We start from the raw sequence: 22,783 nt of genomic DNA, 5'->3' as shown, positions 1-22,783 counted from the left end.
AGCTCAGGCGTGCTGCAGCTCCGCGAGGCGCCCGCGCAGGCGCATCACGGCGCGCGTGTGCAGCTGGCACACGCGGGACTCGGTGACCCCGAGGACCCGCCCGATCTCGGCGAGCGTGAGGTTCTCGAAGTAGTAGAGGCCCACCACCGTGCGGTCGCGCTCGGCGAGCTGCCCGACCGCCTCGGCGAGCAGGCGCCGCGTCTCGCGGTCCTCCATCGCGGCGAGGGGGTCCTCGGCGTCGGTGTCGGGCAGCGAGTCGGCCAGCGACGGCGCGGACCCGCCGTCGCCCCCGCCGGCACGGCCCGCGGCGACGAGCTCGTCGAGGGCGGCGACGCTGGTCATCGCGATCTGCCCGAACGTCGAACGCAGGTCCTCGGTCGACGTGTCGAGCTCCTGGGCGAGCTCGGAGTCGCTGCAGGACCGCTGCTCGCGACCCTCGAGGCGCTCGATCGCCCGCTCGATCTCCCGGGCCCGCGAGCGCACGGAGCGCGGCACCCAGTCCTGGGAGCGGAGCTCGTCGAGGATCGCGCCACGGATGCGCTGCATCGCGTAGACCTCGAACTTGCGCCCGCGGTCGGGCTCGAAGCGCTCGATCGCGTCGACCAGCCCGAAGATCCCGCACTGGATGAGGTCGGCGACGTCGACGTGGGACGGCAGGCCCGTGCCCACGCGCCCCGCGACGTACTTGACCAGCGGCGCGTAGTGCAGGACCAGCCGGTCCTTGGTCGATTTGCGCGGGTCGGCCTCGAACGCCGCCCAGAGCTCGGCGATGCCGGCCTCGACCAGCGCCTCCTCGTCGGGGGCGCCGGCCGCGACGCGACCCAGCGTGGCGGGGACGGCGTGCACGGCGGCCTGCGCGGTGTCGCGCGACCCGTCGGCGGGTGCGGGCACCGGCGCCAGCGCGGTGGCGCCGTCGCTCACCGGGCCGGCAGGCTCGCGTCGGGGTGCCCGGCGCGGGGTGCGGGCGGCCGCGCCGGCGGCACGGACGGCGGCGTCGGAGTCGATGCCCGGCAGGGCCGGCAGCGGGCCGGTGGGCGGGGCCTCCGTGGTCGCCACCGACGCGCCGTCGCGCCGCGGCTCAGGCGCGGGGGTGGGCGGTGTCATGGATGGCCCTCAGTCGCTCGGCGGACACGTGGGTGTAGAGCTGGGTCGTCGCGGGCGACGCATGACCCAGCAGTTCCTGAACGCTCCTCAGATCCGCTCCCCCCTCGAGCAAGTGCGTGGCCGCCGAGTGACGGAGACCGTGCGGCGCGATGTCGGGTGCCCCCGGCACCGCCCCCGCCGCGTCGTGCACGACCGTGCGCGCGATGCGCGGGTCGAGTCGTCCCCCGCGGGCGCCGAGCAGCAGCGCCGGAGGGGAGGTCGGGACCGCGAGCGCGGGCCGTCCTCCACGTCGCCAGGCGTCGAGGGCCGCGGCCGCGGGCACGCCGTAGACGACGGTGCGCTCCTTGCCCCCCTTGCCCAGGACGCGCAGCGTACGACGGCCGTCGTCGACATCGTCGACATCGAGGCCGCAGAGCTCGGAGACGCGCACGCCGGTGGCGTAGAGCAGCTCGAGCAGCAGGTGGTCGCGCAGCGACACCGGGTCGCCCTCCGCCGCCCCGGACGCCGCGGCGCGCAGGGCGTCGGCCGCCTGGTCGGCGCGCAGCACCTCGGGCAGCCGCCGGTGCGCGCGGGGCGAGGCGAGACGGGCGCCGGCGTCGGTGGGCGCCCGCCCGGTGCGCACCGCCCAGGCCGTGAACGTGCGGGCCGCGGCCGCGCGCCGAGCCAGCGTGGTGCGGCTCGCGCCGCGCGTACGGCCCGCGGCGAGCCACGAGCGCAGCCCGGGGAGATCGAGGCCGGCGAGGTCGAGCGGGGTGTCCCCCGCGGCCTCGGGGCCGTCGACCTGGACGCGGAGATGGTCGAGCAGCGTGGTGACGTCGCCCAGGTAGGCCCGGACCGTGTGCGGGGAGAGCGCCCGCTCGTAGCGCAGGTGCGCCTCGTACGCCGCGAGGTGCTCGGCCGCGGGCACCGCCGGAACGACCGGGGCAACGACCGGGGCCTCGACCGCCGATCCACCGACACGGGGCCCGGGGACCACCGACTGATCGTCACCGGCGGCGTCCATCGGGGCCCGACGCGCGGGGTCCGACGCGCCGTCGGCGTCCGTCTCGGTGAACGCGGAGCGTGACGACGTGACCGGGTCGAAGGGGAACCCACGAGAGCGCCCTCGACCGGGTGACCGGCGCGGCCCACGAGGGCCTCCGGTGGAGTCGTCGGGAGAGAACGTGCCGGTCATCGCGGTGAAGACTCTCGATACGGCAGGCCCCGGTCAAGCACCGACGCGTGTCGTGCGGTGACCGTGGGCCACCATCGAGGAGCGGTTCCACTCGTCGCGCTCTGCAACCGTTCGTCGCTCTGTGCCTGTTCACCCGGGTCGACTCCGTGCTCGTCGACCGTCCCCGCCGGGGAGTCGGCGCCCCGGAGATCATTCGAGCGGGTGATGAGACCCGGGAGATCCGCGCGGTGACCATGGGCCGGACGTACCGCTGGGCGCGCCGTCCGGACCGGACCACGTGCGGAGGCCCGGGGGCGCCCGGGGTCCGACCGTTGGTCGGGGCCGGCGTGCCACCCGGTGGTGGGTCGGGGTGTCCCCCACAGGGCCCCCACGCCGCGGGGCACTCAGCCGGGTCGTCAGGCGGGTCGCCGGCGCCATCGCCCGTTCTCCTCGACGACGAGCCCCCGCGCCGCGAGCACCCACAGATGACCGACGACCTCCGCGGGGTCCACACCGCTGTCGTGGGCGAGGCGCTCCGGGGTACGGGCCGCGCGCAGCGGCAGGGCCTCGCGCACGCGCAGGGCGCCGGCGTCGAGACCGTCGGTCGGCCGGTACGGCGTCGCCGGCGGCGGGGCCAGCGCCTCCCCCACCGGCCCCACCTCCTCGAGGACGTGCGCGGCCCGGCCCACGACCGACACCGCAGGACGCCGGGCGAGCTCGTGGCACCCGAGGGACAGCGCCGACGTGACCGGCCCCGGCACGACCATGACGGCCCGCCCGAGCGCCTCGGCCACGAGCGCCGTGCGCATCGCCCCCGACCGGGCGGCCGCCTCGACGACGAGGGTGCCGGCGCTCAGCGCCGCGACCAGGCGGTTGCGCACGAGGAAGCGGTGCCGTGCGGGCGTCGCGCCCGGCGGGTACTCGGTGAGCACCAGGCCCGTGCGCGCGATGTGGTCGATCAGCGTGGCGTGGGTGGGCGGGTAGGACCGGTCGATGCCGCACGCCAGGACCGCCACCGTCCGCCCGCCGACGGCGAGGGCCCCGCGGTGCGCGGCACCGTCCACCCCGAGCGCGGCCCCCGAGACCACCGTGACGCCGTGGTCGGCGAGCTCCGCCGACCAGTCGCGCGCGACCCACAGGCCGTACTCGCCGGCCGCCCGGGCCCCGACCATGCCGACCCAGCGCCGCGGCGCGTCGTCGAGACGCCGCGGACCGCACGCCCACAGGGCCAGGGGCACCGCCAGCCCGTCGCGCACCGGGGCGCCCTCGAGCCCGACCGTCCCGTCCGGACCGGCGGCCACCCCGAGGCCCGCGAGTGCCGCCGCGGGCCACTCCGGGTCCTCGGGGACGATGAGCCGCCCGCCACGGGCGGCGAGCAGTGCGAGGTCGGCCGCGGCGCGGTCGGTGCCCCGCCGGGCCGCGGTCTCGGCGGCCACCGCCGGGGGCAGCGCGTGGGGTCCGTCGGCGGCGCCCTCGCGGACCAGCTGCGCCGCATCGACCGGCCCGATCGCCTCGACGAGGGCGCCGAGGGCCGGCGCGGGTGGCTCCGCGACCCGGGAGAGGTAGGCGCGGGCCCGCAGGACCTCGATCGGCACCGGGGAGACCACCGCGGCGTCCGTCGCCGTCGTCGTGCTCATGCGACGGCCTCCCCGCCCGGCTCGCCGTCGGGGTCGTTCACGAAGCCCTTGAACCCGATCGCCTCGACGACGTCGGGCATCTCGGGTCCGGGAGCGCCGCGCAGGTCGCTGATCGTCCACGCGACCCGGAGCGCACGGTCCGCCCCGCGGGCGGTCATCGCCCCGGAGCGCAGCTGGCGCTCGAGGACCGCGGTGGCGTCGTGCGGGAGCCGCCCGCGCCGGCGCAGCTCGGGCCCGGGCACCTCGGCGTTGGTGGGCCACCCCGCGTCGCGCCACCGTTCGCGGGCCGCCGCGCGGGCCGCGAGGACCCGCGCCCGGACGGCCGCGGTGTCCTCCGGCACCTCCTCGAGCCCCTCGGTGGGCCCGCCCGCCCAGGAGAGCCCCTCGACCGCCCGCAACGACACCCGCAGGTCGACACGGTCGAGCATCGGGCCCGACAGGCGCGCGACGTAGCGGCGCTTGGTGAGGCTCGAGCAGGAGCAGTCGGTGTCCCGGGGCGGGGCGCAGGGGCACGGGTTGGCCGCCATCACGAGCTGGAAGCGGGCCGGGTAGCGGACGACGCCGTCGGTGCGCGCGAGGCGGACCTCGCCGTCCTCGAGCGGCGTGCGCAACATCTCGAGGACGTGGGGGGCGAACTCGTAGATCTCGTCCAGGAACAGGACGCCGCGGTGGGCCAGCGACACCGCGCCCGGCCGCGCCAGGCCGCTGCCGCCGCCGACGAGCGCGGCCGACGACACCGAGTGGTGCGGGGCCACGAAGGGCGGCGCGGCGGGCAGGGCTTCCTGGGGATCGAGCGCCCCCGCCAGCGAGCGCACCGCCGCCACCTGGAGCGCGGCGTCCACGTCGAGGTCGGGCAGGAGCCCCGTCATCCGGCGCGCCAGCATCGTCTTGCCCGAGCCGGGAGGGCCGACCATCAGCAGGTGGTGGCCCCCGGCCGCCGCGATCTCCACCGCGCGGCGGGCCGCGAGCTGCCCGACGACGTCGGCGAGGTCGTCCGGCGGGGCGCCGCCGCGGGGACGCGCGCCGGCCCGGACCGCGCCGAGAGTCCCCTGCTTGCCGCGCAACCAGGCCAGCACGTCGGACAGGTGCTCGGCCCCGAACACCTCCAGGCCCTCCACGAGGCCCGCCTCGACGGCCGCGGCCGCGGGCACCACCACGCGCTCCACCCCGAGCCGCCGGGCCGCGAGCAGGGCCGGCAGCACCCCGCGCACGCCGCGCACCCGCCCGTCGAGCGCCAGCTCGCCGAGCAGCACCACCCCGCGCAGCCGGGCGAGCGGCACCGCACCCGCCGCCGCGAGCACCGAGCAGGCCAGCGCCAGGTCGTACCCGCTGCCCTGCTTCGGCAGCGTCGCCGGGGAGAGGGCCAGCGTGATGCGCCGCGCCGGCCAGGTCTCCCCGGAGTTCACGACCGCCGCCCGCACCCTGTCGCGCGACTCCGCCAGCGCCGCGTCCGGCAGCCCCACCAGCGACACCCCGGGCAGGCCCTGGCCGATGTCGGCCTCGATCTCGACGACCTCGCCGTCGACCCCACGCAGCCCGATCGACCACGCGCACGCGAGCGCCACCTCAGAACGCCCCCTCGTAGTGCTCGACCTGCGGGGCCGCGCCCGGGGCCAGGAGCACCGCGACGACGTCGAAGCGCACCTCGGCGAACCCGGAGCCCCCGGCGGCGTGCCTCTCGGCCAGCCAGCGCTGCGCGAGACGCCGGATGCGGGCCGCCTTCGCGTGCGTGACCGCCTCGGCCGTGCCGTAGCCCGTCCCCGAGCGCGTCTTCACCTCGGCGACGACGAGACGGTCACCGGCCGCGGCGAGGAGATCGAGCTCGCCCTCGCGACAGCGCCAGTTGCGGTCGAGCACGACCAGCCCGCGGGCCGCGAGGTGGTCGGCCGCGAGGTCCTCCCCGCGCCGCCCCAGCGTCTCCCGGTCCGGTCTCCCGCGCGTGGTGGCCATGGCCGGCTCCCTCGTCCACGCCGTCCGGGCGCTCCGGCGGCGGGATCGAGAGTGGCGGGCGCGACCGTCCGGGCGGGAGCGTCGGCGTCGCGCCTGGGGACGACCGGCGGGGGTGTGGATGGAGCGCTGCGGTGCTGAGGCCGGTCGGCGCCCGGGCAGAGCAGCGTCAGCCGCTGAACGGCCCCTCGTCGAGGCGGAGGTCGGGCTTCTCCAGCTCCTCGACGTTGACGTCCTTGAACGTCACGACGCGCACGTTCTTGACGAAGCGCGCGGGCCGGTACATGTCCCACACCCAGGCGTCGGACATCGTGACCTCGAAGTACACCTCGCCGTCGGCGTTGCGCACCGCGACGTCGACCGTGTTCGCCAGGTAGAAGCGGCGTTCGGTCTCCACGACGTAGGAGAACTGCGCGACGATGTCGCGGTACTCGCGGTAGAGCGAGAGCTCCATGTCGGTCTCGTACTTCTCGAGATCCTCCGCGCTCATCGCGCCTCTCCCCCCTCCGGCGTGGCCTCGTCCGCGACGTCCGGCTCGTCCTCGAGACCGGACCCCGGCCCGCTGTCGAACTCCACCAGCTCGTCGGCCTCCCCGCTCTCGGCGGACGCCTCGTCCACGGTCACGGCACCATTGTGTCGCACGCCGGCCGGGAGTCCGCCCGGGCTCCGGCCCCGCGCGGCGGCGGCGACGTTGACGAAGCTGAACCGGTGGTCGTCGCTGGGCCCGTGCTCCGCCAGCGCTGCGCTGTGCGTCGGCGTGCAGTAGCCCTTGTGCAGGTCGAAGCGGTACTCCGGACGGCGCTCGTGGAGGTCGGCCATCAGCCGGTCCCGCGTCACCTTGGCCAGGACCGAGGCCGCCGCCACGCACGCGGCCGCGAGGTCACCCTTGGGCACGGCGAGCGCGGGCACGCCGAAGCCGGAGACGGGGAAGCCGTCGGTCAGCACGTAGCCGGGCCGCGTCTCGAGCCGGGCGACGGCCCGGCGCATCCCGTCGATGTTGGCGACGTGGACGCCCCGGCGATCCACCTCGGGCGGGTCGATGAGCACCACGTGCCAGTCGACCGCGCGTCGCTTGATCACCCGGGCGAAGTGCTCCCGCTCCTCGTGGGTCAGGAGCTTCGAGTCGGTGAGCCCCTCGAACTTCCGCGCGTCGCCGGGACGCAGGATGCACGCGGCCACCGCCAGGGGGCCGGCGCACGCACCGCGCCCGGCCTCGTCCACCCCGACGACCGGCCCGAGGCCGTGACGCTCCAGCGCCGACTGCAGCGCCCAGCTCTCGGTGCTGCGGCGCACGATCGCGCGGGGCGGCTGCACACCGGTCCGCGGGGGCAGCGCCACCCGCCGGCGGGTGGGACGCCGGCCGGTGCCCGCGGCGCGTCGACGGCCCGCGTCGTAGCCGGCGGTCACCGGTCCGGGAGGCGGGGCGGTGTCGCCCGTCCCGGGGCGTCGAGGGGCGGGTCGTCGGCGTCGGCCTGCCGGTAGCGCGCCCGCAGCCGCCGGGACACCCACACCAGCGGGACCGCACCGAGCACCCCGGCCGCCAGGGGAACCCCGGACGTCCAGGTCGGGGCGCCGAGGGCGGAGACCTGCGCCTGTGGATCGGTGTCGGGCACCCCGCCCCAGCGGCCGACGGGGAGGACGATGACCCGGGCCTTGCCGATGACGTCGGTGACGCCGATCGGGCCGTGCACGCGGGCGTCGGCCGAGTTGTTGCGGTTGTCGCCCATGACCCACAGCTGCCCCTGGGGCACCTGCACGGGCGCGAAGTCGGCCTGGGTGCGGCCGAGGTTCGGCTGGTAGTAGATGTACGGCTCGTCGAGTGGCTGCCCGTCGACGGTGACGCGGTTCTGCGGGTCGCAGCAGGCCACGGTCTGACCGCCGGTGGCGACGACGCGCTTGACGAAGTCCTTCTCGTCCGGCGGGGCGAGCCCGACCAGCGAGAGCCCGCCCTGCAGCCCCCGGACGAGGACGTTCTCGGAGCGCTGGCCACCGCCGCCCCCGGACTCGCCGTTGTCGCCCCAGGTCGGCGGCCCGCGGAAGACCACGACGTCGCCGGGCGACGGCTCCGAGAACCGGTAGGTGATCTTGTCGACGGCGACGCGGTCGTTGTTGCAGCCGTTGCAGCCGTGCAGCGTGCGTTCCATCGACGCCGACGGGATGACGTAGATGCGGGCCAGGAACGTCTGGATGACGAACGTCAGCACCACCGCGACGACGATCAGCAGCGGCAGCTCGCGCCAGAACGACCCCTTGCGCTTGGGCTTCTTGCCCTTGCCCTTCGTGCCGCCGGTGCCGGCCGCGCGGCGACCGGGGCCGCTGCCCGCGGCGTCGTCGCCGTCCTCGGGCTCGTCGCCGTCACGACCGGGGCCCGTGCCCGCGCGGCGGTGCCGGCCGGGGCTGGCGCCGGCGCCGCGGGTGACCTCCGTGGTCGCCGTGGTGCCGGTGTCGCGCGACGACGGGCGGGGCGGGCGGGAGGCGAAGCCGTCGGCACCCGCGAGGCCGGTGTCGGCGCCCGCGAGGCCGCTGTCGGTGCCCTCGGAGGGCGCGGACGGCGCGGGCTCGGCGCTCGGCGACGGCGCGCCCTGGGGCGGCGCACCCGGAGATGGGGCGCCCTGGGGTGGCGCACCCGGGGACGGGGCGCCCGGTGCGGGCGCGGGCCGGGGCGCACCGGGGGCGGCGACACCGGGCGGGCACCGAAGCCGGGCGGAGGCGGTCCTCCTGCGGAGGGCCCCGGCGGGCCCGCGGGGCGACCGTCCGGGGGCGGTGTGCCGTACGCGGGCGACGGACCCCAGGAGGGGCCTGCCGGGCCCGGGGGCAGGGGCGCGCCCTGACCGGGAACCCCGTGCGATCCGTTGCCGTAGGTGCCGGACCCGGACGACCCGTTGCCGGACGAGCCGTTGCCGTAGGTCCCGAAGCCCTGCGTGCCGTTGCCGTAGGCGCCGTTCCCGCTCGCCGCCGGCGGGCCGAGCGCGTCGCCGTTGCCCGAGGAGTTGCCGTACCCGTAGGACACCGACGACCCGTTGGCGCCGTAGCCCGGGTAACCCTCCGGCCGGGGGCCGAGCCCGTCGGCGCCGGAGAAGCCGGAGGGACCGAACGAGGACGGACCGGGCGCGTGGGTGTCCGATCCACTCCACCCCGAGGAGCCGTACGGCGCCTGGACGCCGGGTCCGGAGGACGCGGGCGGCGCCGGGACGTCGCCGTACGGGTCTTCGTGGTCGGCGGCGTCGTCACGCCCCGCGTGCCGTCCGGCACGGGTCGTCTCGCCACCCGTGCCGGTGTTCCGGTACGGCGGGAGGGAGGGCTCCTGGGGGCGCACGCGACTCAGGTTAGGAGACCGAGGCGGCCGGCTCAGCCGGCCGGCGTCGTCTCGCGCTTCTCGCGGATCTTCGCGGCCTTGCCCCGCAGATCACGGAGGTAGTAGAGCTTCGCCCGGCGGACATCACCGCGGGTGACGACCTCGATGTGATCGATGTTCGGGGTGTGCACCGGGAAGGTGCGCTCCACCCCGACGCCGAAGGAGACCTTGCGGACGGTGAACGTCTCGCGCAGTCCGCCACCGTGGCGGCGGATGACGACACCCTGGAAGACCTGTACACGAGAGCGTGAACCCTCGATGACCCGGACGTGCACCTTCACGGTGTCCCCGGCGCGGAAGTCCGGGATGTCGGAGCGCAGCGACTTGGCGTCGAGTTCGTCCAGGGCGTTCATCGTCAGCGTCCTCGCGGTCGTCTCACAGGCCGGCGCCGGAACCCGTGGGGCGGGTGTCCGTGCAGCCGAGGTGGATCGGTTCTCGGGCCGACGGCCGGCGGCTCACCGACCTCGATCAGGTCGTGCGCCGTCCGTGGCAACCTCCCCAGTCTGCCATGCCGCTGCTCGCGCGCCGTGGACCGGGTCGTAGCCGCAGGCGGTCAGGACCTCGCGGTCCCGCGCGTCGAACGCCGCGGCCCCGTCGCGGGCCAGCAGCGCGTCGAGCAGATCGGGTCGCGTCGCCGCCGTGCGCTCCAGCGAGCGGTCGCGACGCCACCGCGCGACAGCGCCGTGGTCGCCGCTGCGCAGCACCGGCGGGATCGGCAGGTCGCGCCATGTCTCGGGGCGGGTGTAGGCGGGAGCCTCGAGGAGACCGCCAGTACCTTCCGCAAAGCTGTCGAGCTCGGCCGACGCCGGGTTGCCGAGCACGCCGGGCACCAGCCGGGACACGGCCTCGACGACGACGAGGGCCGCGACCTCCCCGCCGGCGAGCACGTAGTCGCCCAGCGAGACCTCCTCGACGGGCATCCGGCGGGCGGCGTCGGTGAGCACGCGGGCGTCGATCCCCTCGTAGCGGCCGCAGGCGATGACGAGCCACGGCTCGGCGGCCCACCCGGCGGCGCGGCGCTGGGTCAGGGGTTCGCCCGCCGGGGTCGGCACGAGCAGCCGGGGCACGCCCTCACCGGGGGAGCCGGAGGTCGTGACCTCGTCGAGCGCCGCCCCCCACACCGGCGCGGTCATGAGCATCCCCGGCCCTCCGCCGTACGGGGAGGCGTCGACGGCCTGGTGCACGCCCGTGGCCCACCGGCGCAGGTCGTGCACCCGGACGTCGAGACGGCCCGCACGGCGCGCCCGACCGACGAGCGCCTCGTCGAGCGGGGCGAGGTAGCCCGGGAAGATCGTGACGACGTCGATGCGCATCGGGCACGATCCTGCCCCTGCCGGTCGCGAAGGGGGTCCCGAGGGGTGGAGCAGTTCCTGTCGTATCCCGACCAGTGGCGCCTGCTGGCCCCGCTGGGGCTGGCCGTCGTGCTCTGCACGCTCATCGGCCTGGAGCGCGAGCTGGCGGCGAAGAGCGCCGGGCTGCGCACGCACACGCTGGTCGGGGTCGGGTCGGCCGCCTTCATGCTCATCTCGAAGTACGGCTTCGACGACCTGCTCTCCTCCCCCGACATCGACCTGGACCCCTCGCGGGTCGCGGCCCAGATCGTCTCCGGGATCGGGTTCATCGGCGGCGGCCTGATCTTCGTGCGCCGCGACGCCGTCCGCGGCCTGACGACGGCGGCGACGGTCTGGACGGCGGCCGCGGTCGGCACCGCGTGCGGCGCAGGCCTGCCGCTGCTCGCGGTGGCGGGCACGGCCGTGCACTACCTCGTGACCCGCGGCTACCGGCCGTTGGCGCGGCTGATCACGCGCTCGTCGACCGTGCCCCGCGACCTGCACCTCTCCTACGCCGACGGGCGCGGGGTGCTGCGCGCGGTGCTGTCGATCTGCACCGAGCGGGGGTTCGTGGTGGCGGGGATGCACGTCGACCGCGAGGACTCCACCGACGGCGTCGAGGGCACCACCCGCGTCGCCTCGGTGACCCTGTCGCTCGCGGGACGGGGCTCGCTGGCACCGCTGTCCGGCGAGCTCTCCGAGCTGCCGGGCGTGCTCGCCGTCGGGGTGCCGACCGAGGAGGAGTGAGCCTCCCCGGGCGTGCCGCTCAGTCCTCGAGCAGGCCCTCCGGCGGATCGAGGACCAGGCGGCCGCCCGGCACGTCGACCTGGGTGACGATGGCGGCGACGAACGGGATCAGCACCTCGCCGCCCTCGGGGCGCCGCACGGCCAGCAGCTCGCCGCCCGCACCGTGGAGGACGTCGGTGACGGTGCCGACGGGTGTGTCGTCGGCGAGCACCACGGCGAGGCCCTCGAGCTGGTGGTCGTGGAACTCGTCGGGGTCGTCGGGCTCCTCGGCCAGCGGCGGCGCGGTGAGCTCCGCAGTACGCAGGGCCTCGGCGGTGTCGCGGTCGGTGATCTCCTCGACCGTGACCAGCAGCCGTTCCCCGTGGCGGCGGGCGGCGATCACCGTCAGCTGCCCGGCCCCGGACACGCGTCGGCCCCGCACCGAGAGCACGACACCCGGGGTGAACCGGGCGTCGACGTGATCGGTGCGGGGCTCGACGACGAGCTCGCCGCGCAGGCCGTGGGCCTTGACGACCCGGCCGACGACACGGTCGTCGGACGCGGCGTCCGTCATCGTCGGCGGGTCAGCGATCGGTGTCGACCACGTCGACCCGCACACCACGGCCGCCGATGCCACTCACGACGGTGCGCAGCGCGGTGGCGGTCCGCCCGTTGCGGCCGATCACCTTGCCGAGGTCGTCGGGGTGGACCCGGACCTCGAGGGTGCGGCCACGGCGGTTGGTGACGAGGTCGACGGCGACGTCATCGGGGTGGGCGACGATCCCGCGCACGAGGTGCTCGAGCGCCTCGGCGAGCTCGCTCACTCCGCGGAGCCGGAAACCTTGGCCAGCTCCTCGTTGAAGCGGGCCTGCTTGTCGACCTTCTGCGGCTGCGGCTTCAGCTTGCCCTCGGCGCCGGGGAGGCCCTTGAACTTCTGCCAGTCGCCGGTGACCTTCAGCAGGCTGTGCACCGGCTCGGTGGGGATGGCGCCGACCCCGAGCCAGTACTGCGCGCGCTCAGAGTTGATCTTGATGTCGCTCGGCTCGCTCTTCGGGTGGTACTCACCGATCTGCTCGATGACGCGACCGTCCCGGCGGTTCTTGGCGTCCGCGACCACGATGCGGTAGTGGGGCTCGCGGATCTTGCCCATGCGGGCCAGTTTGATCTTGACAGCCACTGCTCTGAGTGCTCCTCGGTCGGTGGTGCTCGGGGCCGCCCGGCCGGGTGGGGACCTCGGGGACGGCGTGCCCGCTCGTGCATGAGAGGTGACCGCCTGCGCGAGGCGGCCACGGTGACCCGTGAATTGTGCCAGACGACGACTCAGGCGAACGCCGCGAGGGTGACCCCGGCCGCGCGCAGGGCGTCGGCGACGCGACGGGCCGAGGCGACGGCGCCGGGGCTGTCGCCGTGCAGGCACAGCGACGCCGCGGCGGTGGGCAGCTCGGTGCCGTCGACGGCGACGATCACGCCGTCGGCCGCCAGGCGCCGGGCGCGCTCGACGACGGCGTCGGTGTCGGGCAGCAGCGCGCCGGGCTCGGAGCGGGGCACCAGCGTCCCCTCCGGGGTGTAGCCGCGGTCGCCGAACGCCTCGGCGTGCGTGGTGAGGCCCGCCTCCGCCGCCCGCGCGAGCAGCCGCGACCCGGGCAGGCCCAGCACCGGCAGGCCGGCCTGTCGCGCCGCCTCGACGACGGCACGGGCCTGGGCGTCGTGGTGCACGACGGCGTTGTAGAGCGCGCCGTGCGGCTTGAGGTACGCGACCTCGCCCCCGGCGATGCGGGCGAACTCCCGCAGCGCGCCGACCTGGTAGAGCAGGTCGGCGGTCAGCTCCGCGGGGTCGGCGTCGACGAAGCGGCGCCCGAAGCCCGCGAGGTCGCGGTAGGAGACCTGCGCGCCGATCACCACGCCCCGCTCCACCGCCCGCGCGCAGACCCGGCGCATGGTCGCCGGATCGCCGGCGTGGAACCCGCAGGCCACGTTCGCCGACGTCACGACCTCGAGCAGGGCGTCGTCGTCGGTCAGCGACCAGATCCCGAACCCTTCGGCGAGGTCGGCGTTGAGGTCGAGGGTCGCGCTCACACCCCGCAGCCTAGGACGGACCGTCCCTTGACCTGGAGCGTGATCGAGGGCGCAGGCTGTGCCCATGACCGATCGACGGCCGGCGACGGTCGAGCCCTCCCCGCCCGACGGGGAGGACCCGCCCGTCCGCGTCGGCCTCCTGCTCGGGGTGCTGCTGGTCTCGGTCACGGTGGCCGTGCTCGCCAACAGCATGGTGCTCGTCCTGGTCCCCGAGATCGGCCGGGACTTCGTGGCCTCCCCCGGCGGCCTCGCCTGGGTCGTCACCGCGTTCTCGCTGACGTTCGCGGTGACGACGCCGCTCTACGGCCGGGTCGCCGACGTCTTCGGGGTCCGCCGGGTGTTCGCGTTCGGGCTCGCGGTGTTCATCGCCGGCTCGCTGCTCGCCGGGCTCGCGCCCGACATCGGCTGGCACCTCGTCGGCCGCGTCCTGCAGGGCGGGGGCAGCGCGGCGGTGCCGGCGCTGGGCTCGGTGGCCATCGCCCGCGCGCTGCCGCCGGGACGTCGCGGGTTCGGCTTCGGGATCGTCGGCACCGGGGTCGGTGCGGGACAGGCGCTCGGCCCGCCGCTCGCGGGCTTCGTCGCCGAGGTCGCCGGGTGGCGGTGGCCGTTCCTCGGTGCCGCGCTGCTGATCACGCCGCTGCTGTTCCTCGCGCCGCGGGTCCTGCCCGACGGGCGCCCGGACGCCGACGCGACATGGCGCCAGATCGACCTGATCGGCGGCGTCCTGCTCGGGGCGGCCGTGGGCCTAGGGCTCTTCGGGCTCACGCGCGGCCAGCAGGTGGGCTTCGGCGCGGTGTCGTCCTGGGGCGCGGCGCTCGCGGCCGTCCTGCTCGCGGTCGGGTTCGTCGTCCGCATCCGCCGCACGCCGCGGCCGTTCGTGCCGCCGGCCCTGCTCACCCACGCCCCGTTCGTCAACGCCGTGGGCGTCGGGTTCCTCGCGATGTTCGGCTACCTCGGCACGATCCTGCTGGTGCCGCTGCTCATCGCGACCGTCAACGGGCTCGGGGTGGGGCAGGTGGGCCTCGTGCTGCTGCCCGGGGCGCTCGCCGTCGCCCTGCTCTCCTCGCCTGCGGGGCGGCTCTCCGACCGCCTCGGCCCGCGCCGGCTGGTCGGCATCGGCCTGGGCGTCCTCGCTGCCGCCGCGCTGACGCTCTCGACGGCCGCCGGCGGGTCGGCCGTGGCCCTGTCCGCCGTGACGTTCGCGCTCGGTGTCGGCCTCGCGTCGATCACGTCACCGCTGATCAACGCCGTGGCCGCCGCGGTGCCCACCGAGCACGCGGGCGTCGGCCTCGGGCTCTACCAGGGCGCGTTCTTCCTCGGCGGCGGCACGGGCGCCGCGGTGCTCGGCACGGTGCTCGCGGCCCGCACCAGCTCGGGGAGCGACTCGTGGAACCCGCTGCACGACGGCGCGGGCGGGGCGTTCTCCGACGCACTGCTCGTCGTCGGTGGCGTCCTCGTCGTCGCGATCCTGCTGTCCCGCAGGCTGCCCGGACGGACCTGAGTCAGGACAGCCGGACCCCGGCCCGCAGGACCAGCGACGGGCTGCGGAGGGCGTCGGTGTCGGTGCGCGGGTCGCGGTCGACGACGACGAGGTCGGCGGGCGCCCCGTCGACGAGGCCGGGACGGCGCAGCCAGTCGCGGGCCGCGCCGCAGGCCGCCTCGAACGCCCGGGCGGGCCCGAGACCCACCTGCGCGAGCGCCGCGATCTCGTCGACGATGCGGCCGTGCACGATCCCGCCGCCGGCGTCGGTGCCGGCGAAGACGGGGACGCCGGCCTCGATGGCGGACGCGACGGTGGCCGAGGCGCGGGCGTACAGCTCGCGCATGTGGGTGCCGTAGCGCGGGAACTTCTCGCCGGCCGCGTCGGCGAAGGCCGGGAAGTTCTCGACGTTGATCAGCGTCGGGACCAGCACGGTCCCGCGCTCGACCATCATGGCGATCGTCGTGTCGTCCAGGCCGGTGCCGTGCTCGATGCCGTCGATACCCGCCCCGATCAGCCCGGGCAGCGCGTCCTCCCCGAACACGTGGGCCGTGACCCGCGCGCCCTCGGCGTGCGCGGCGTCCATGGCCGCCTTCAGCACGTCGTCGGGCCACAGCGGGGCGAGGTCGCCCGCCTCGCGCTCGATCCAGTCGCCGACGAGCTTCACCCACGGGTTGGTGCGGGCCTGCTCGGCGACCAGGGCCGGCAGCTCCTCCGGGGAGTCCGCCTCGATCGGCAGGCCGCGGATGTAGCGCTTGGGTCGGGCGAGGTGACGGCCGGCCCGGACGATCTCGGGCATCCGCGGGTCGTCGTCCAGCGGGCGGGTGTCGACCGGGGTGCCGCAGTCGCGCAGGAGCAGCGCCCCGGACGCGGCGTCGGTGTGCCCCTGCTCGCGGGCCTCCTCGAGGTCGACGGGGCCATCGGGCCCGATGCCGACGTGGCAGTGGGCGTCGACGAGACCGGGCAGGATCCAGGCCCCGTCGGCCACCGTCGGCGCGTCGGGCACCGGGTCGAGGCTGATCCGGCCCTCGGCGGTGACCCACAGCTCGCCGACCCGCTCGCCCTCGGCGGTGCCGTCGAGCAGCACGCCGCGCAGGTGCAGGGGTCCCGGAGAGGTCGGCGACGACATGCCGGGGAGGGTAGCGACGCTCAGGCCGCCGCGTAGGTCGGCAGGGCGAGGGCGGTGTGCTCCGGGCGGCCCCCGTCCGCGACGAGGCTCCCCGAGCCCCGCAGCGCCGCGTCGCGCCGGACGATGTCCTCCTCGGTACGCGGGACGATCACGGTCTGACCACCGTCGGCCAGCGCCTGGTTCTGCGTCACGAAGTCGCGCAGCCGACGTTCGTAGCGCGCGAAGCCCTCGCGGGGCGTCGGGGCCGCCGCGAGCTCGCCGGCGAGCACGTAGGCGCCGACGAGCGCGAGGCTGGAGCCCTGCCCGGAGAGGAACGACGGCGCGTGGGCCGCGTCGCCGACCAGCCCGACCCGCCCCGTCGACCAGTGCGGCATGCGGATCTGGCTCACGACGTCGAAGAACACGTCGTCCCCCGCCCGCATCCCCGCGACGAGGGCCGGCACCTCCCACACGTCGTCCCCGGCGAACCGCGCCGCGACGAGGTCGCGCTGGGCGTGCGGGTCGCGGAAGGCCTCGAACGGCGGGGTCTCGCGGGTGAAGCTGAGGAAGCCGTGCACCTGGTCGGTGTCGCCGACGGCGTAGATCACCGCGCCGCGACCGGGCACGCTCCAGAGGGTGCCCTCGTGGGACATGCCGAAGGAGTTCGGCATCGTCCAGCCGGCGAAGCAGTAACCGAGGTAGCGGTGGAACTGCTCCTCGGGCCCGAACGCGAGGGCACGCGTGGCCGAGTGCAGCCCGTCGGCCCCGACGACGAGGTCGAAGCGGCGGCGGCCGCCACCGGTGAACGTCACGTCGACCCCGTCGCCGTCGTCGTCCAGCGCGGCGATCGAGTCCCCGAACACGAACTCGACGTCCTCGCGTACGGCGTCGTACAGGAGCCCGGTGAGCGCGCCGCGCGGCAGCTCCACGTCGCGCCCCGCAACGCCGCCGGTCACCGTCTCGGGCTCGAGCGACGCGACGAGGGAGCCGTCGGGACCGAGGAAGGTGATCCGCCGCGAGTCGACGTCGGCGGCACGGACGGCGCCGAGCAGACCCATGCGCCCGACGACGTCCAGCGCGGTGCCCCGGATGTCGATCGGATAGCCGCCCCCGCGCACCCCGGCGGCCTTCTCGACCACGGTGACCTCGAAGCCGTGGCGGTGCAGCCAGTACGCGAGCGTGGGCCCGGCGATGCTCGCCCCGGACACGAGGACCCGTGATGTCGCCATGACACACTCCTTTACCTACGTTTGGTATCTTTCTCCCGACAAGCCGACCATATACCTAACGTAGGTATCTGACGAGGAGGTGTCGTGCCGCCGGAGTCCGAGCTGCTCGGCGAGCTGCTGCCCCGCCTGACACGGCTCTCCGCCGTCCTCACCCGCAGCCCGGTGATCGAGGACGCGCAGCGGGCGGCCGGGGCCACGCTCGACCGGCCGGGCATCGGGGTGCTCACGGCGCTGCGTCTCGCGGCCCGCCCGATGCGGATCGGCGAGATCGCCGAGAACCAGCAGGTGGCCGGGCCGCACGTGACGCGGACGGTCACCGGCCTGGAGCAGCGCGGCATGGTCCACCGCGTCACCGACCCCGACGACCAGCGGGCCCGCCTCGTCGAGCTGACCGACGAGGGTGCGGCCGCCGCCGACCGCTACGTGCAGACCGTGTTCGGGTTCTTCACCGACGCGATGGCCGAGTGGTCCCCGGAGGACCAGCGGACGCTGGGGCTGCTGCTGGGCCGGCTCGTCGACGACATCGCCGCGCGGCTGGCGACGCCGTGACCGACTCCCCCGGCGTCGACGACGTGCACGCCCTGGCCCTCGGTATGCCCCACGTGACGGTGGTCGAGGGACCGAAGGGCAACGCCGTCTACCAGGTCGGCGGGAAGTCGTTCGTGTTCTTCCGGACGCCCCGGCCCGACGCCGCCGACCCCGTGACCGGCGAGCGGTACACCGACGTGATCATGTTCTGGGTCGAGTCGGAGGAGGACAAGGACGCCCTCGTGCGCGACCCGTCCAGCCCGTTCTTCACCACGCCCCACTTCGACGGGCACCTCTCGGTGCTGCTGCGCGCGGCGGACCTGCACCGGCTCTCGCGCGACGAGCTCACCGAGATCGTCCAGGACGCCTGGCTGGCCCGTGCCTCGAACCGCCGCCGCGAGAGATGGCTCGCCGAGCAGCAGCGCTGACTACTTGCGCTTCTTCTTGTTGCCCTTCTTCGAGCTGCGCGAGCCCTCGCCACCGCCCGTGCCGGGGAAGCTCAGCGCGCCCGGGTCGAAGCCCGCCGGGAGCTCGTTCATGCCGGCCAGCGCCGGCGGGAGCTGGTTGAGGCCCGGGGTCTGGTAGCTGCCGACGGAGCGCTCGCCGCGGTCGGCGGTGCTCTCCGAGGCGATGCCGGCGATCGCGGGCATCGACTTCGGGCCCTTGCGGACCTGCTTGCCGGCCTTCGCGGCCTGGCGCTTGCCCTTGCGGCCGCCGCCCATGCCGGGTAGGCCGAACTGGCCGGCCATGTTCTTCATCATCTTGCGGGCCTCGAAGAACCGCTCCACCAGCTGGTTGACGTCGGTGACGCCGACGCCCGAGCCGTTGGCGATGCGCAGCCGGCGCGACCCGTTGATGATCTTCGGGTCGGCGCGCTCGGCCGGGGTCATGCCGCGGATGATCGCCTGGACGCGGTCGAGGTGCTTCTCGTCGAGCCCGGAGAGCTGGTCCTTCATCTGCGCGGCGCCGGGAAGCATCCCCAGGACGTTCGCGATCGGGCCCATCTTGCGGACGGCCATCATCTGCTCGAGGAAGTCCTCGAGGGTCAGCTCGCCGGAGCCCATCTTCGCGGCGGCGGCCTCGGCCTGGCCCTCCTCGAAGGCCTGCTCGGCCTGCTCGATGAGGGTGAGCACGTCGCCCATGCCGAGGATGCGCGAGGCCATCCGGTCGGGGTGGAAGACGTCGAACTCGTCGAGCTTCTCGCCGTTGGAGGCGAAGAGGATCGGCTGGCCGGTGACCTCGCGGACCGACAGCGCCGCGCCACCGCGGGCGTCGCCGTCGAGCTTGGTGAGCACGACGCCGGAGAAGCCGACGCCATCGCGGAAGGACTCGGCGGTGGTGACCGCGTCCTGACCGACCATCGCGTCGAGCACGAACAGGGTCTCGTCCGGGCTGACGGCGTCGCGGATGTCCGCGGCCTGGCGCATCAGCTCCTCGTCGACACCGAGGCGGCCCGCGGTGTCGACGATGAGCACGTCGTACTGGCGGCTCTTCGCGTCGGCGACGGCCCGGCGGGCGACGTCCACGGGGTCGCCGACGCCGTTGCCGGGCTCGGGGGCGAAGACCTCGACGCCGGCGCGCTCGCCGACGATCTGGAGCTGGTTCACCGCGTTCGGGCGCTGGAGGTCGCAGGCCGCGAGCATCGGGGTGTGGCCCTGGCCCTTGAGCCAGTGCGCGAGCTTGCCCGCGAGCGTCGTCTTGCCCGAGCCCTGCAGGCCGGCGAGCATGATCACCGTCGGCGGGTTCTTGGCGAACCGCAGCCGTCGGGTCTCCCCACCGAGGATGCCGACGAGCTCCTCGTTGACGATCTTCACGACCTGCTGGGCCGGGTTCAGGGCCTCGGAGACCTCGGCACCGAGCGCCCGCTCCTTGACCTTCCGGACGAACGCGCGCACCACCGGCAGCGCGACGTCCGCCTCGAGCAGCGCGATGCGGATCTCGCGCGACGTGGTGTCGATGTCGTTCTCGGTGAGCCGGCCCTTGCCGCGCAGGTCGGACAGGACCGACGTGAGACGGTCGGACAGGGTGTCGAACACGGTTGGACCCACTCCCGGAATCGCGCGCCGCGGCCCGTTGTGCGACCCGGCGTCCTCGTCACAACCCTAACCGGCGGCTCGCGGCGGTCCGACCGCTGCCAGCCGATGTCGGGCTCAGCCCGCGGGCGGCACGGGGGTCGAGGGCCGGGTCGAGGGCCCGGTCGCGGCGGCGGCCAGCACGACCTCCTCCACCTTGCGGCGGCGCTCGGTGTCGAGGCCCCGGTGCTCCGCGGTCTCGAGGCAGAAGGCGTCGAGCACCGAGCTGCCCAGCGTCGACACCCGCGCCCACCGGACGTCGAGCTCCTGCTCCTCGAGCACCGCGGCCACGCGGTGCAGCAGGCCGATGCGGTCGCTGGTGCGCAGCTCGAGCACCACCGCCCCCGTCGCCTCGTCGTCGAACCAGACGACCCGGCTCGGCGCGGGCGCGGGGCCGGGCCGGTCGTAGTCGCGCTCCTTGGCCTCGAGGCGGGCGGGCAGGTCGAGCGAGCCCCGCAGCACGCGGACGAGGTCCTCGCGCAGCAGCGACGCCTCCGGCAGGCGCCCGAAGCGCGGCGAGACGGTGAACGCGTCGACCGCGACGCCGTCGTGCTCCCCGAGGTCGGCGGTGTGCACTTGCAGGGAGTGCAGCGCCAGCACGCCGGCGGCGCGCGAGAGCAGGCCCGGGCGGTCGGGCGCGGCGACGGTCATCGTGATGGTCGTCAGGTCGCCCTCCCCGGAGATCGAGACCTCCGGGCGCCCGCTCTCGGACACGGCGTGGGCCAGGGCGATCGCCTCGTCGGACAGCGGCGACGGCCCGGGCACCGGTCCCCCGGACATGACGACGCGGCAGCGGCGCACCAGGTCGCCCATCAGCGTCGCCCGCCACGACGTCCAGACCCCCGGCCCGGTGCCGAGCGAGTCGGCCTCGGCGAGCGCGTGCAGCAGCTCGAGCAGGACCGGATCGGCGCCGAGGGTCTCGACGACGCGCTCGACGGTCGCCGGGTCCTCCGGGTCGCGGCGCGACGCGGTGTGCGGCAGCAGCAGGTGGTGACGCACCATCGCGGCGAGCGTGTCCACGTCCGCGGGCCAGAGGCCGAGGCGCCGACCGATGTGGCGGGCGAGGCGCTCGCCGACCTCGGAGTGGTCCTCGTCGCGTCCCTTGCCGATGTCGTGCACCAGGGCGCCGAGCAGCAGGAGGTCCGGGCGCGACACCTGCGTCGTCAGCTCCGCGGCGCGGCGCGTGACCTCGACGAGGTGGCGGTCGACGGTCCAGACGTGCGAGCGGTCCCGCGGGGGCAGGTCGCGCACCGCACCCCACTCGGGGAACAGGCGGCCCCACAGGCCGGTGCGGTCGAGTGCCTCGATGACGTCGACGGTGCCCTCGCCGGCGCCCAGCAGGGCCAGGAGCTCGCTGAGCGCGGCGCGCGGCCACGGCTCGCGCAGCTCCGGCGCGGCGTCCGCGAGGCGGTGCAGGGTGCCCGCGGCGATCGGCAGCTGGGTGCGCGCCGCCGTCGCGGCGAGGCGCAGCACCAGGGCCGGGTCGCGCGAGACCTGCGCGTCGCGGGCGAGCACCACCTCGCCCGCGTGCTCGACCACTCCGTCGTCGAGCGGTCGGCGCGCCGGCGGGCGGCGCAGCGCGGCCAGGCCCCGGCGCGGCAGCGCGGAGCGCGCCGAGCGCAGGGCGGTGTCCGTCGCGAAGACGACCGTGCGCGCCGCCCCGGACAGGGCGCGCGCGAGGTCGAAGCGGTCGGTGACGCCGAGATCGCCCGCGGCGGCCGCCACGACCTCGTGGGCGTCCTCCGCCTGCATCACGTCGCGGGCCCGGCCTGCGCGGCGGTGGAGCTCCACGCGCAGGTCGAGCATCAGCCGCCGCGCGTCCTGGACGTCGACGGTGGGCCGGTCCACCAGCTGCGCCGCGGAGAGCGCGTCGAGCAGCTGGATGTCGCGCAGACCCCCGTGGCCGTTCTTGAGGTCGGGCTCGATGCGGTGCGCGACCTCGCCCGAGCGCTCCCAGCGCGTCGCCGTGGTGGCGACGAGGTCGTCGAAGCGGTTCCGGATGCCCGCGCGCCAGGCCTGGCGGGCCGTCGCGGCCAGGCGCTCGGCGAGGTCCGGGTCGCCCGCGAGGTGGCGGACCTCGAGCAGGCCCAGCGCCACCCGCAGGTCGGTGGTGGCGACCTCGATGGCCTCGCCGACCGTGCGCACCGAGTGGTCCAGCCCGATCCCGGCGTCCCAGAGCGGGTACCAGAGCGCGTCCGCGACGCGGGAGATGCGCTCCTTGTCCCCCCGCCGGCCACGCCCGTCGTGCACGAGCACGAGGTCGAGATCGGAGTGCGGCGCGAGCTCCCGGCGCCCGAGGGCACCGACCGCCACGAGCGCCGAGCCCTCCCCCACGCCCACCGACGCGGCGCGCGAGGAGAGCCAGAAGTCGTGCAGTTCCACGAACGCCTCGCGCAGCGCGCTCGGTCCCAGGCGCCGCGCCCCCGGCGGCGGGTCGAGCAGCGCGTCCCGCGCCCGGACCAGGTCCGAGGCGTCGCCGTGGCCGCTCGGGGTGCCGATCCGCGCGTCGGTGCCCGAGGGTCCGGTCCCGCTCCGCTGCGCGTCCGTCGCCATCCGCCCCCACGTCCTCTCCGGCGCGCTCGACGGCGGCCTGCGTTCGTGCCCCGCACCGGGAAACGGGCGGGTCCCACCGAGCACGCGGGTGACGACGGCGCCGGGTCCCCGTGGAGGGGGCCCGGCGCCGTCGTCGTCCGGCGGTTACAGGGCGTCGGCCCCGCGCTCGCCGGTGCGCACGCGCACCACGGTCTCGACCGGGGTCACCCAGACCTTCCCGTCACCGATCTTGCCGGTGCGGGCGGTCTCGGCGATCGCGTCGACGACCTTCTCCGCGGCGGTGTCGTCGGTGACGACCTCGATGCGGACCTTCGGGACGAAGTCCACGGAGTACTCGGCACCCCGGTAGACCTCGGTGTGGCCCTTCTGGCGGCCGTAGCCCTGGACCTCGCTGACGGTCATTCCCAGGACCCCCAGCTGCTCGAGGGCTCCCTTGACGTCCTCCAGCACGAACGGCTTGATGATCGCCGTCACCATCTTCATC

The 22,783-nt window shown here is 75.6% G+C and carries 22 protein-coding genes and 1 pseudogene; 4 read left to right on the top strand and 19 right to left on the bottom strand.

The genetic code is table 11. From position 1 onward, the window contains the following. Positions 1-3: 3 nt before the first annotated feature. The 10 genes from ACQPYN_RS10805 to trmD form a co-directional block, all read right to left on the bottom strand. The gene (locus tag ACQPYN_RS10805; RefSeq protein WP_433036671.1) at positions 4-1,104 is read right to left on the bottom strand and encodes a FliA/WhiG family RNA polymerase sigma factor; all 1,101 of its coding nucleotides are present in this window, start codon (positions 1,102-1,104) and stop codon (positions 4-6) included. Further along, the gene (locus ACQPYN_RS10800; protein ID WP_433036669.1) at positions 1,079-2,107 is read right to left on the bottom strand and encodes a tyrosine-type recombinase/integrase; all 1,029 of its coding nucleotides are present in this window, start codon (positions 2,105-2,107) and stop codon (positions 1,079-1,081) included. The genes ACQPYN_RS10805 and ACQPYN_RS10800 overlap by 26 nt, the downstream gene beginning before the upstream one ends. A gap of 566 nt (positions 2,108-2,673) precedes the next feature. Further along, the gene (gene dprA / locus ACQPYN_RS10795) at positions 2,674-3,894 is read right to left on the bottom strand and encodes a DNA-processing protein DprA (RefSeq protein ID WP_433036667.1); all 1,221 of its coding nucleotides are present in this window, start codon (positions 3,892-3,894) and stop codon (positions 2,674-2,676) included. Beyond that, on the bottom strand, positions 3,891-5,459 hold the full coding sequence (locus ACQPYN_RS10790) for a YifB family Mg chelatase-like AAA ATPase (protein WP_433036665.1): 1,569 nt from the start codon (positions 5,457-5,459) through the stop codon (positions 3,891-3,893). The genes dprA and ACQPYN_RS10790 overlap by 4 nt, the downstream gene beginning before the upstream one ends. 1 nt (position 5,460) lies before the next feature. Further along, positions 5,461-5,844: a YraN family protein gene (locus ACQPYN_RS10785; protein WP_433036663.1), complete on the bottom strand. Its 384-nt coding sequence runs from the start codon at positions 5,842-5,844 to the stop codon at positions 5,461-5,463. Between the two features lie 166 nt (positions 5,845-6,010). Next, a complete protein-coding gene (locus tag ACQPYN_RS10780; RefSeq protein WP_274189066.1) occupies positions 6,011-6,331 on the bottom strand; it encodes a DUF2469 domain-containing protein in 321 nt (106 codons plus the stop codon). Continuing rightward, on the bottom strand, positions 6,328-7,155 hold the full coding sequence (locus ACQPYN_RS10775; RefSeq protein ID WP_433038827.1) for a ribonuclease HII: 828 nt from the start codon (positions 7,153-7,155) through the stop codon (positions 6,328-6,330). Before ACQPYN_RS10775 ends, ACQPYN_RS10780 begins: the two co-directional genes overlap by 4 nt. An 89-nt stretch (positions 7,156-7,244) precedes the next feature. Further along, complete coding sequence (lepB, locus tag ACQPYN_RS10770) at positions 7,245-8,048, bottom strand: signal peptidase I (protein ID WP_433036661.1); 804 nt, start codon at positions 8,046-8,048, stop codon at positions 7,245-7,247. Positions 8,049-9,189: 1,141 nt separating this feature from the next. Continuing rightward, on the bottom strand, positions 9,190-9,549 hold the full coding sequence (gene rplS, locus ACQPYN_RS10765) for a 50S ribosomal protein L19 (RefSeq protein WP_274193403.1): 360 nt from the start codon (positions 9,547-9,549) through the stop codon (positions 9,190-9,192). A 102-nt stretch (positions 9,550-9,651) separates the two neighbouring features. Next, positions 9,652-10,509 carry a tRNA (guanosine(37)-N1)-methyltransferase TrmD gene (gene trmD, locus ACQPYN_RS10760; protein WP_433036658.1) on the bottom strand — a complete coding sequence of 286 codons (858 nt, stop codon included), beginning with the start codon at positions 10,507-10,509 and terminating at the stop codon, positions 9,652-9,654. 45 nt (positions 10,510-10,554) lie between these two features. Between trmD and ACQPYN_RS10755 the strand changes: the two genes are divergently transcribed. Further along, a complete protein-coding gene (locus ACQPYN_RS10755) occupies positions 10,555-11,274 on the top strand; it encodes an MgtC/SapB family protein (RefSeq protein ID WP_433036656.1) in 720 nt (239 codons plus the stop codon). 19 nt (positions 11,275-11,293) lie between these two features. Here ACQPYN_RS10755 and rimM read toward each other — a convergent pair whose 3' ends face one another. The 4 genes and pseudogenes from rimM to ACQPYN_RS10735 form a co-directional block, all read right to left on the bottom strand. Beyond that, the gene (rimM, locus tag ACQPYN_RS10750; protein WP_433036654.1) at positions 11,294-11,827 is read right to left on the bottom strand and encodes a ribosome maturation factor RimM; all 534 of its coding nucleotides are present in this window, start codon (positions 11,825-11,827) and stop codon (positions 11,294-11,296) included. Positions 11,828-11,837: 10 nt separating this feature from the next. Then, entirely contained in the window at positions 11,838-12,077 is a 240-nt protein-coding gene (locus tag ACQPYN_RS10745; protein ID WP_274189061.1) for an RNA-binding protein, read from the bottom strand. A gap of 20 nt (positions 12,078-12,097) precedes the next feature. Then, a pseudogene (gene rpsP, locus ACQPYN_RS10740) lies at positions 12,098-12,430 on the bottom strand (30S ribosomal protein S16); the annotation flags it as partial. Between the two features lie 143 nt (positions 12,431-12,573). Further along, positions 12,574-13,329 carry a LamB/YcsF family protein gene (locus ACQPYN_RS10735; protein WP_433036652.1) on the bottom strand — a complete coding sequence of 252 codons (756 nt, stop codon included), beginning with the start codon at positions 13,327-13,329 and terminating at the stop codon, positions 12,574-12,576. 64 nt (positions 13,330-13,393) lie between these two features. Between ACQPYN_RS10735 and ACQPYN_RS10730 the strand changes: the two genes are divergently transcribed. Further along, a complete protein-coding gene (locus tag ACQPYN_RS10730; RefSeq protein ID WP_433036650.1) occupies positions 13,394-14,830 on the top strand; it encodes an MFS transporter in 1,437 nt (478 codons plus the stop codon). A 1-nt stretch (position 14,831) separates the two neighbouring features. Here ACQPYN_RS10730 and ACQPYN_RS10725 read toward each other — a convergent pair whose 3' ends face one another. Continuing rightward, entirely contained in the window at positions 14,832-15,938 is a 1,107-nt protein-coding gene (locus ACQPYN_RS10725) for an amidohydrolase family protein (protein WP_433036648.1), read from the bottom strand. A 20-nt stretch (positions 15,939-15,958) separates the two neighbouring features. Next, positions 15,959-17,146, bottom strand: a complete 1,188-nt coding sequence (locus tag ACQPYN_RS10720) for an FAD-dependent monooxygenase (RefSeq protein WP_433036646.1) — start codon at positions 17,144-17,146, stop codon at positions 15,959-15,961. An 84-nt stretch (positions 17,147-17,230) separates the two neighbouring features. Between ACQPYN_RS10720 and ACQPYN_RS10715 the strand changes: the two genes are divergently transcribed. Together ACQPYN_RS10715 and ACQPYN_RS10710 are read left to right on the top strand one after the other, a co-directional pair. Beyond that, the gene (locus ACQPYN_RS10715; protein ID WP_433036644.1) at positions 17,231-17,695 is read left to right on the top strand and encodes a MarR family winged helix-turn-helix transcriptional regulator; all 465 of its coding nucleotides are present in this window, start codon (positions 17,231-17,233) and stop codon (positions 17,693-17,695) included. Next, positions 17,692-18,102, top strand: coding sequence for an MmcQ/YjbR family DNA-binding protein (locus ACQPYN_RS10710; protein ID WP_433036642.1), 411 nt, complete (start codon positions 17,692-17,694; stop codon positions 18,100-18,102). The genes ACQPYN_RS10715 and ACQPYN_RS10710 overlap by 4 nt, the downstream gene beginning before the upstream one ends. On the opposite strand, the gene ffh is transcribed toward ACQPYN_RS10710, so the two are convergent. The 3 genes from ffh to ACQPYN_RS10695 form a co-directional block, all read right to left on the bottom strand. Then, on the bottom strand, positions 18,103-19,710 hold the full coding sequence (gene ffh, locus ACQPYN_RS10705; protein ID WP_433036640.1) for a signal recognition particle protein: 1,608 nt from the start codon (positions 19,708-19,710) through the stop codon (positions 18,103-18,105). A gap of 114 nt (positions 19,711-19,824) precedes the next feature. Beyond that, positions 19,825-22,299, bottom strand: coding sequence for a [protein-PII] uridylyltransferase (locus ACQPYN_RS10700; RefSeq protein ID WP_433036638.1), 2,475 nt, complete (start codon positions 22,297-22,299; stop codon positions 19,825-19,827). Positions 22,300-22,443: 144 nt separating this feature from the next. Continuing rightward, a complete protein-coding gene (locus ACQPYN_RS10695; RefSeq protein WP_133824904.1) occupies positions 22,444-22,782 on the bottom strand; it encodes a P-II family nitrogen regulator in 339 nt (112 codons plus the stop codon). Position 22,783 lies beyond the last annotated feature (1 nt).

The organism is Actinomycetospora sp. CA-053990 (assembly GCF_050948445.1).
Taxonomy (GTDB): Bacteria; Actinomycetota; Actinomycetes; order Mycobacteriales; family Pseudonocardiaceae; genus Actinomycetospora; species Actinomycetospora callitridis.
This window is presented reverse-complemented; position numbering and strand designations above follow the sequence as displayed.

Coding starts and splice junctions, on each gene's coding strand:
- ACQPYN_RS10720 (WP_433036646.1), bottom strand. CDS start 17,146: ATGGCGACATCACGGGTCCTCGTGTCCGGGGCGAGCATCGCCGGGCCC.
- ACQPYN_RS10695 (WP_133824904.1), bottom strand. CDS start 22,782: ATGAAGATGGTGACGGCGATCATCAAGCCGTTCGTGCTGGAGGACGTC.
- trmD (WP_433036658.1), bottom strand. CDS start 10,509: ATGCGCATCGACGTCGTCACGATCTTCCCGGGCTACCTCGCCCCGCTC.
- ACQPYN_RS10700 (WP_433036638.1), bottom strand. CDS start 22,299: ATGGCGACGGACGCGCAGCGGAGCGGGACCGGACCCTCGGGCACCGAC.
- ACQPYN_RS10780 (WP_274189066.1), bottom strand. CDS start 6,331: ATGAGCGCGGAGGATCTCGAGAAGTACGAGACCGACATGGAGCTCTCG.
- ACQPYN_RS10805 (WP_433036671.1), bottom strand. CDS start 1,104: ATGACACCGCCCACCCCCGCGCCTGAGCCGCGGCGCGACGGCGCGTCG.
- ACQPYN_RS10785 (WP_433036663.1), bottom strand. CDS start 5,844: ATGGCCACCACGCGCGGGAGACCGGACCGGGAGACGCTGGGGCGGCGC.
- rplS (WP_274193403.1), bottom strand. CDS start 9,549: ATGAACGCCCTGGACGAACTCGACGCCAAGTCGCTGCGCTCCGACATC.
- ACQPYN_RS10800 (WP_433036669.1), bottom strand. CDS start 2,107: ATGGACGCCGCCGGTGACGATCAGTCGGTGGTCCCCGGGCCCCGTGTC.
- ACQPYN_RS10725 (WP_433036648.1), bottom strand. CDS start 15,938: ATGTCGTCGCCGACCTCTCCGGGACCCCTGCACCTGCGCGGCGTGCTG.
- ACQPYN_RS10730 (WP_433036650.1), top strand. CDS start 13,394: ATGACCGATCGACGGCCGGCGACGGTCGAGCCCTCCCCGCCCGACGGG.
- dprA (WP_433036667.1), bottom strand. CDS start 3,894: ATGAGCACGACGACGGCGACGGACGCCGCGGTGGTCTCCCCGGTGCCG.
- rimM (WP_433036654.1), bottom strand. CDS start 11,827: ATGACGGACGCCGCGTCCGACGACCGTGTCGTCGGCCGGGTCGTCAAG.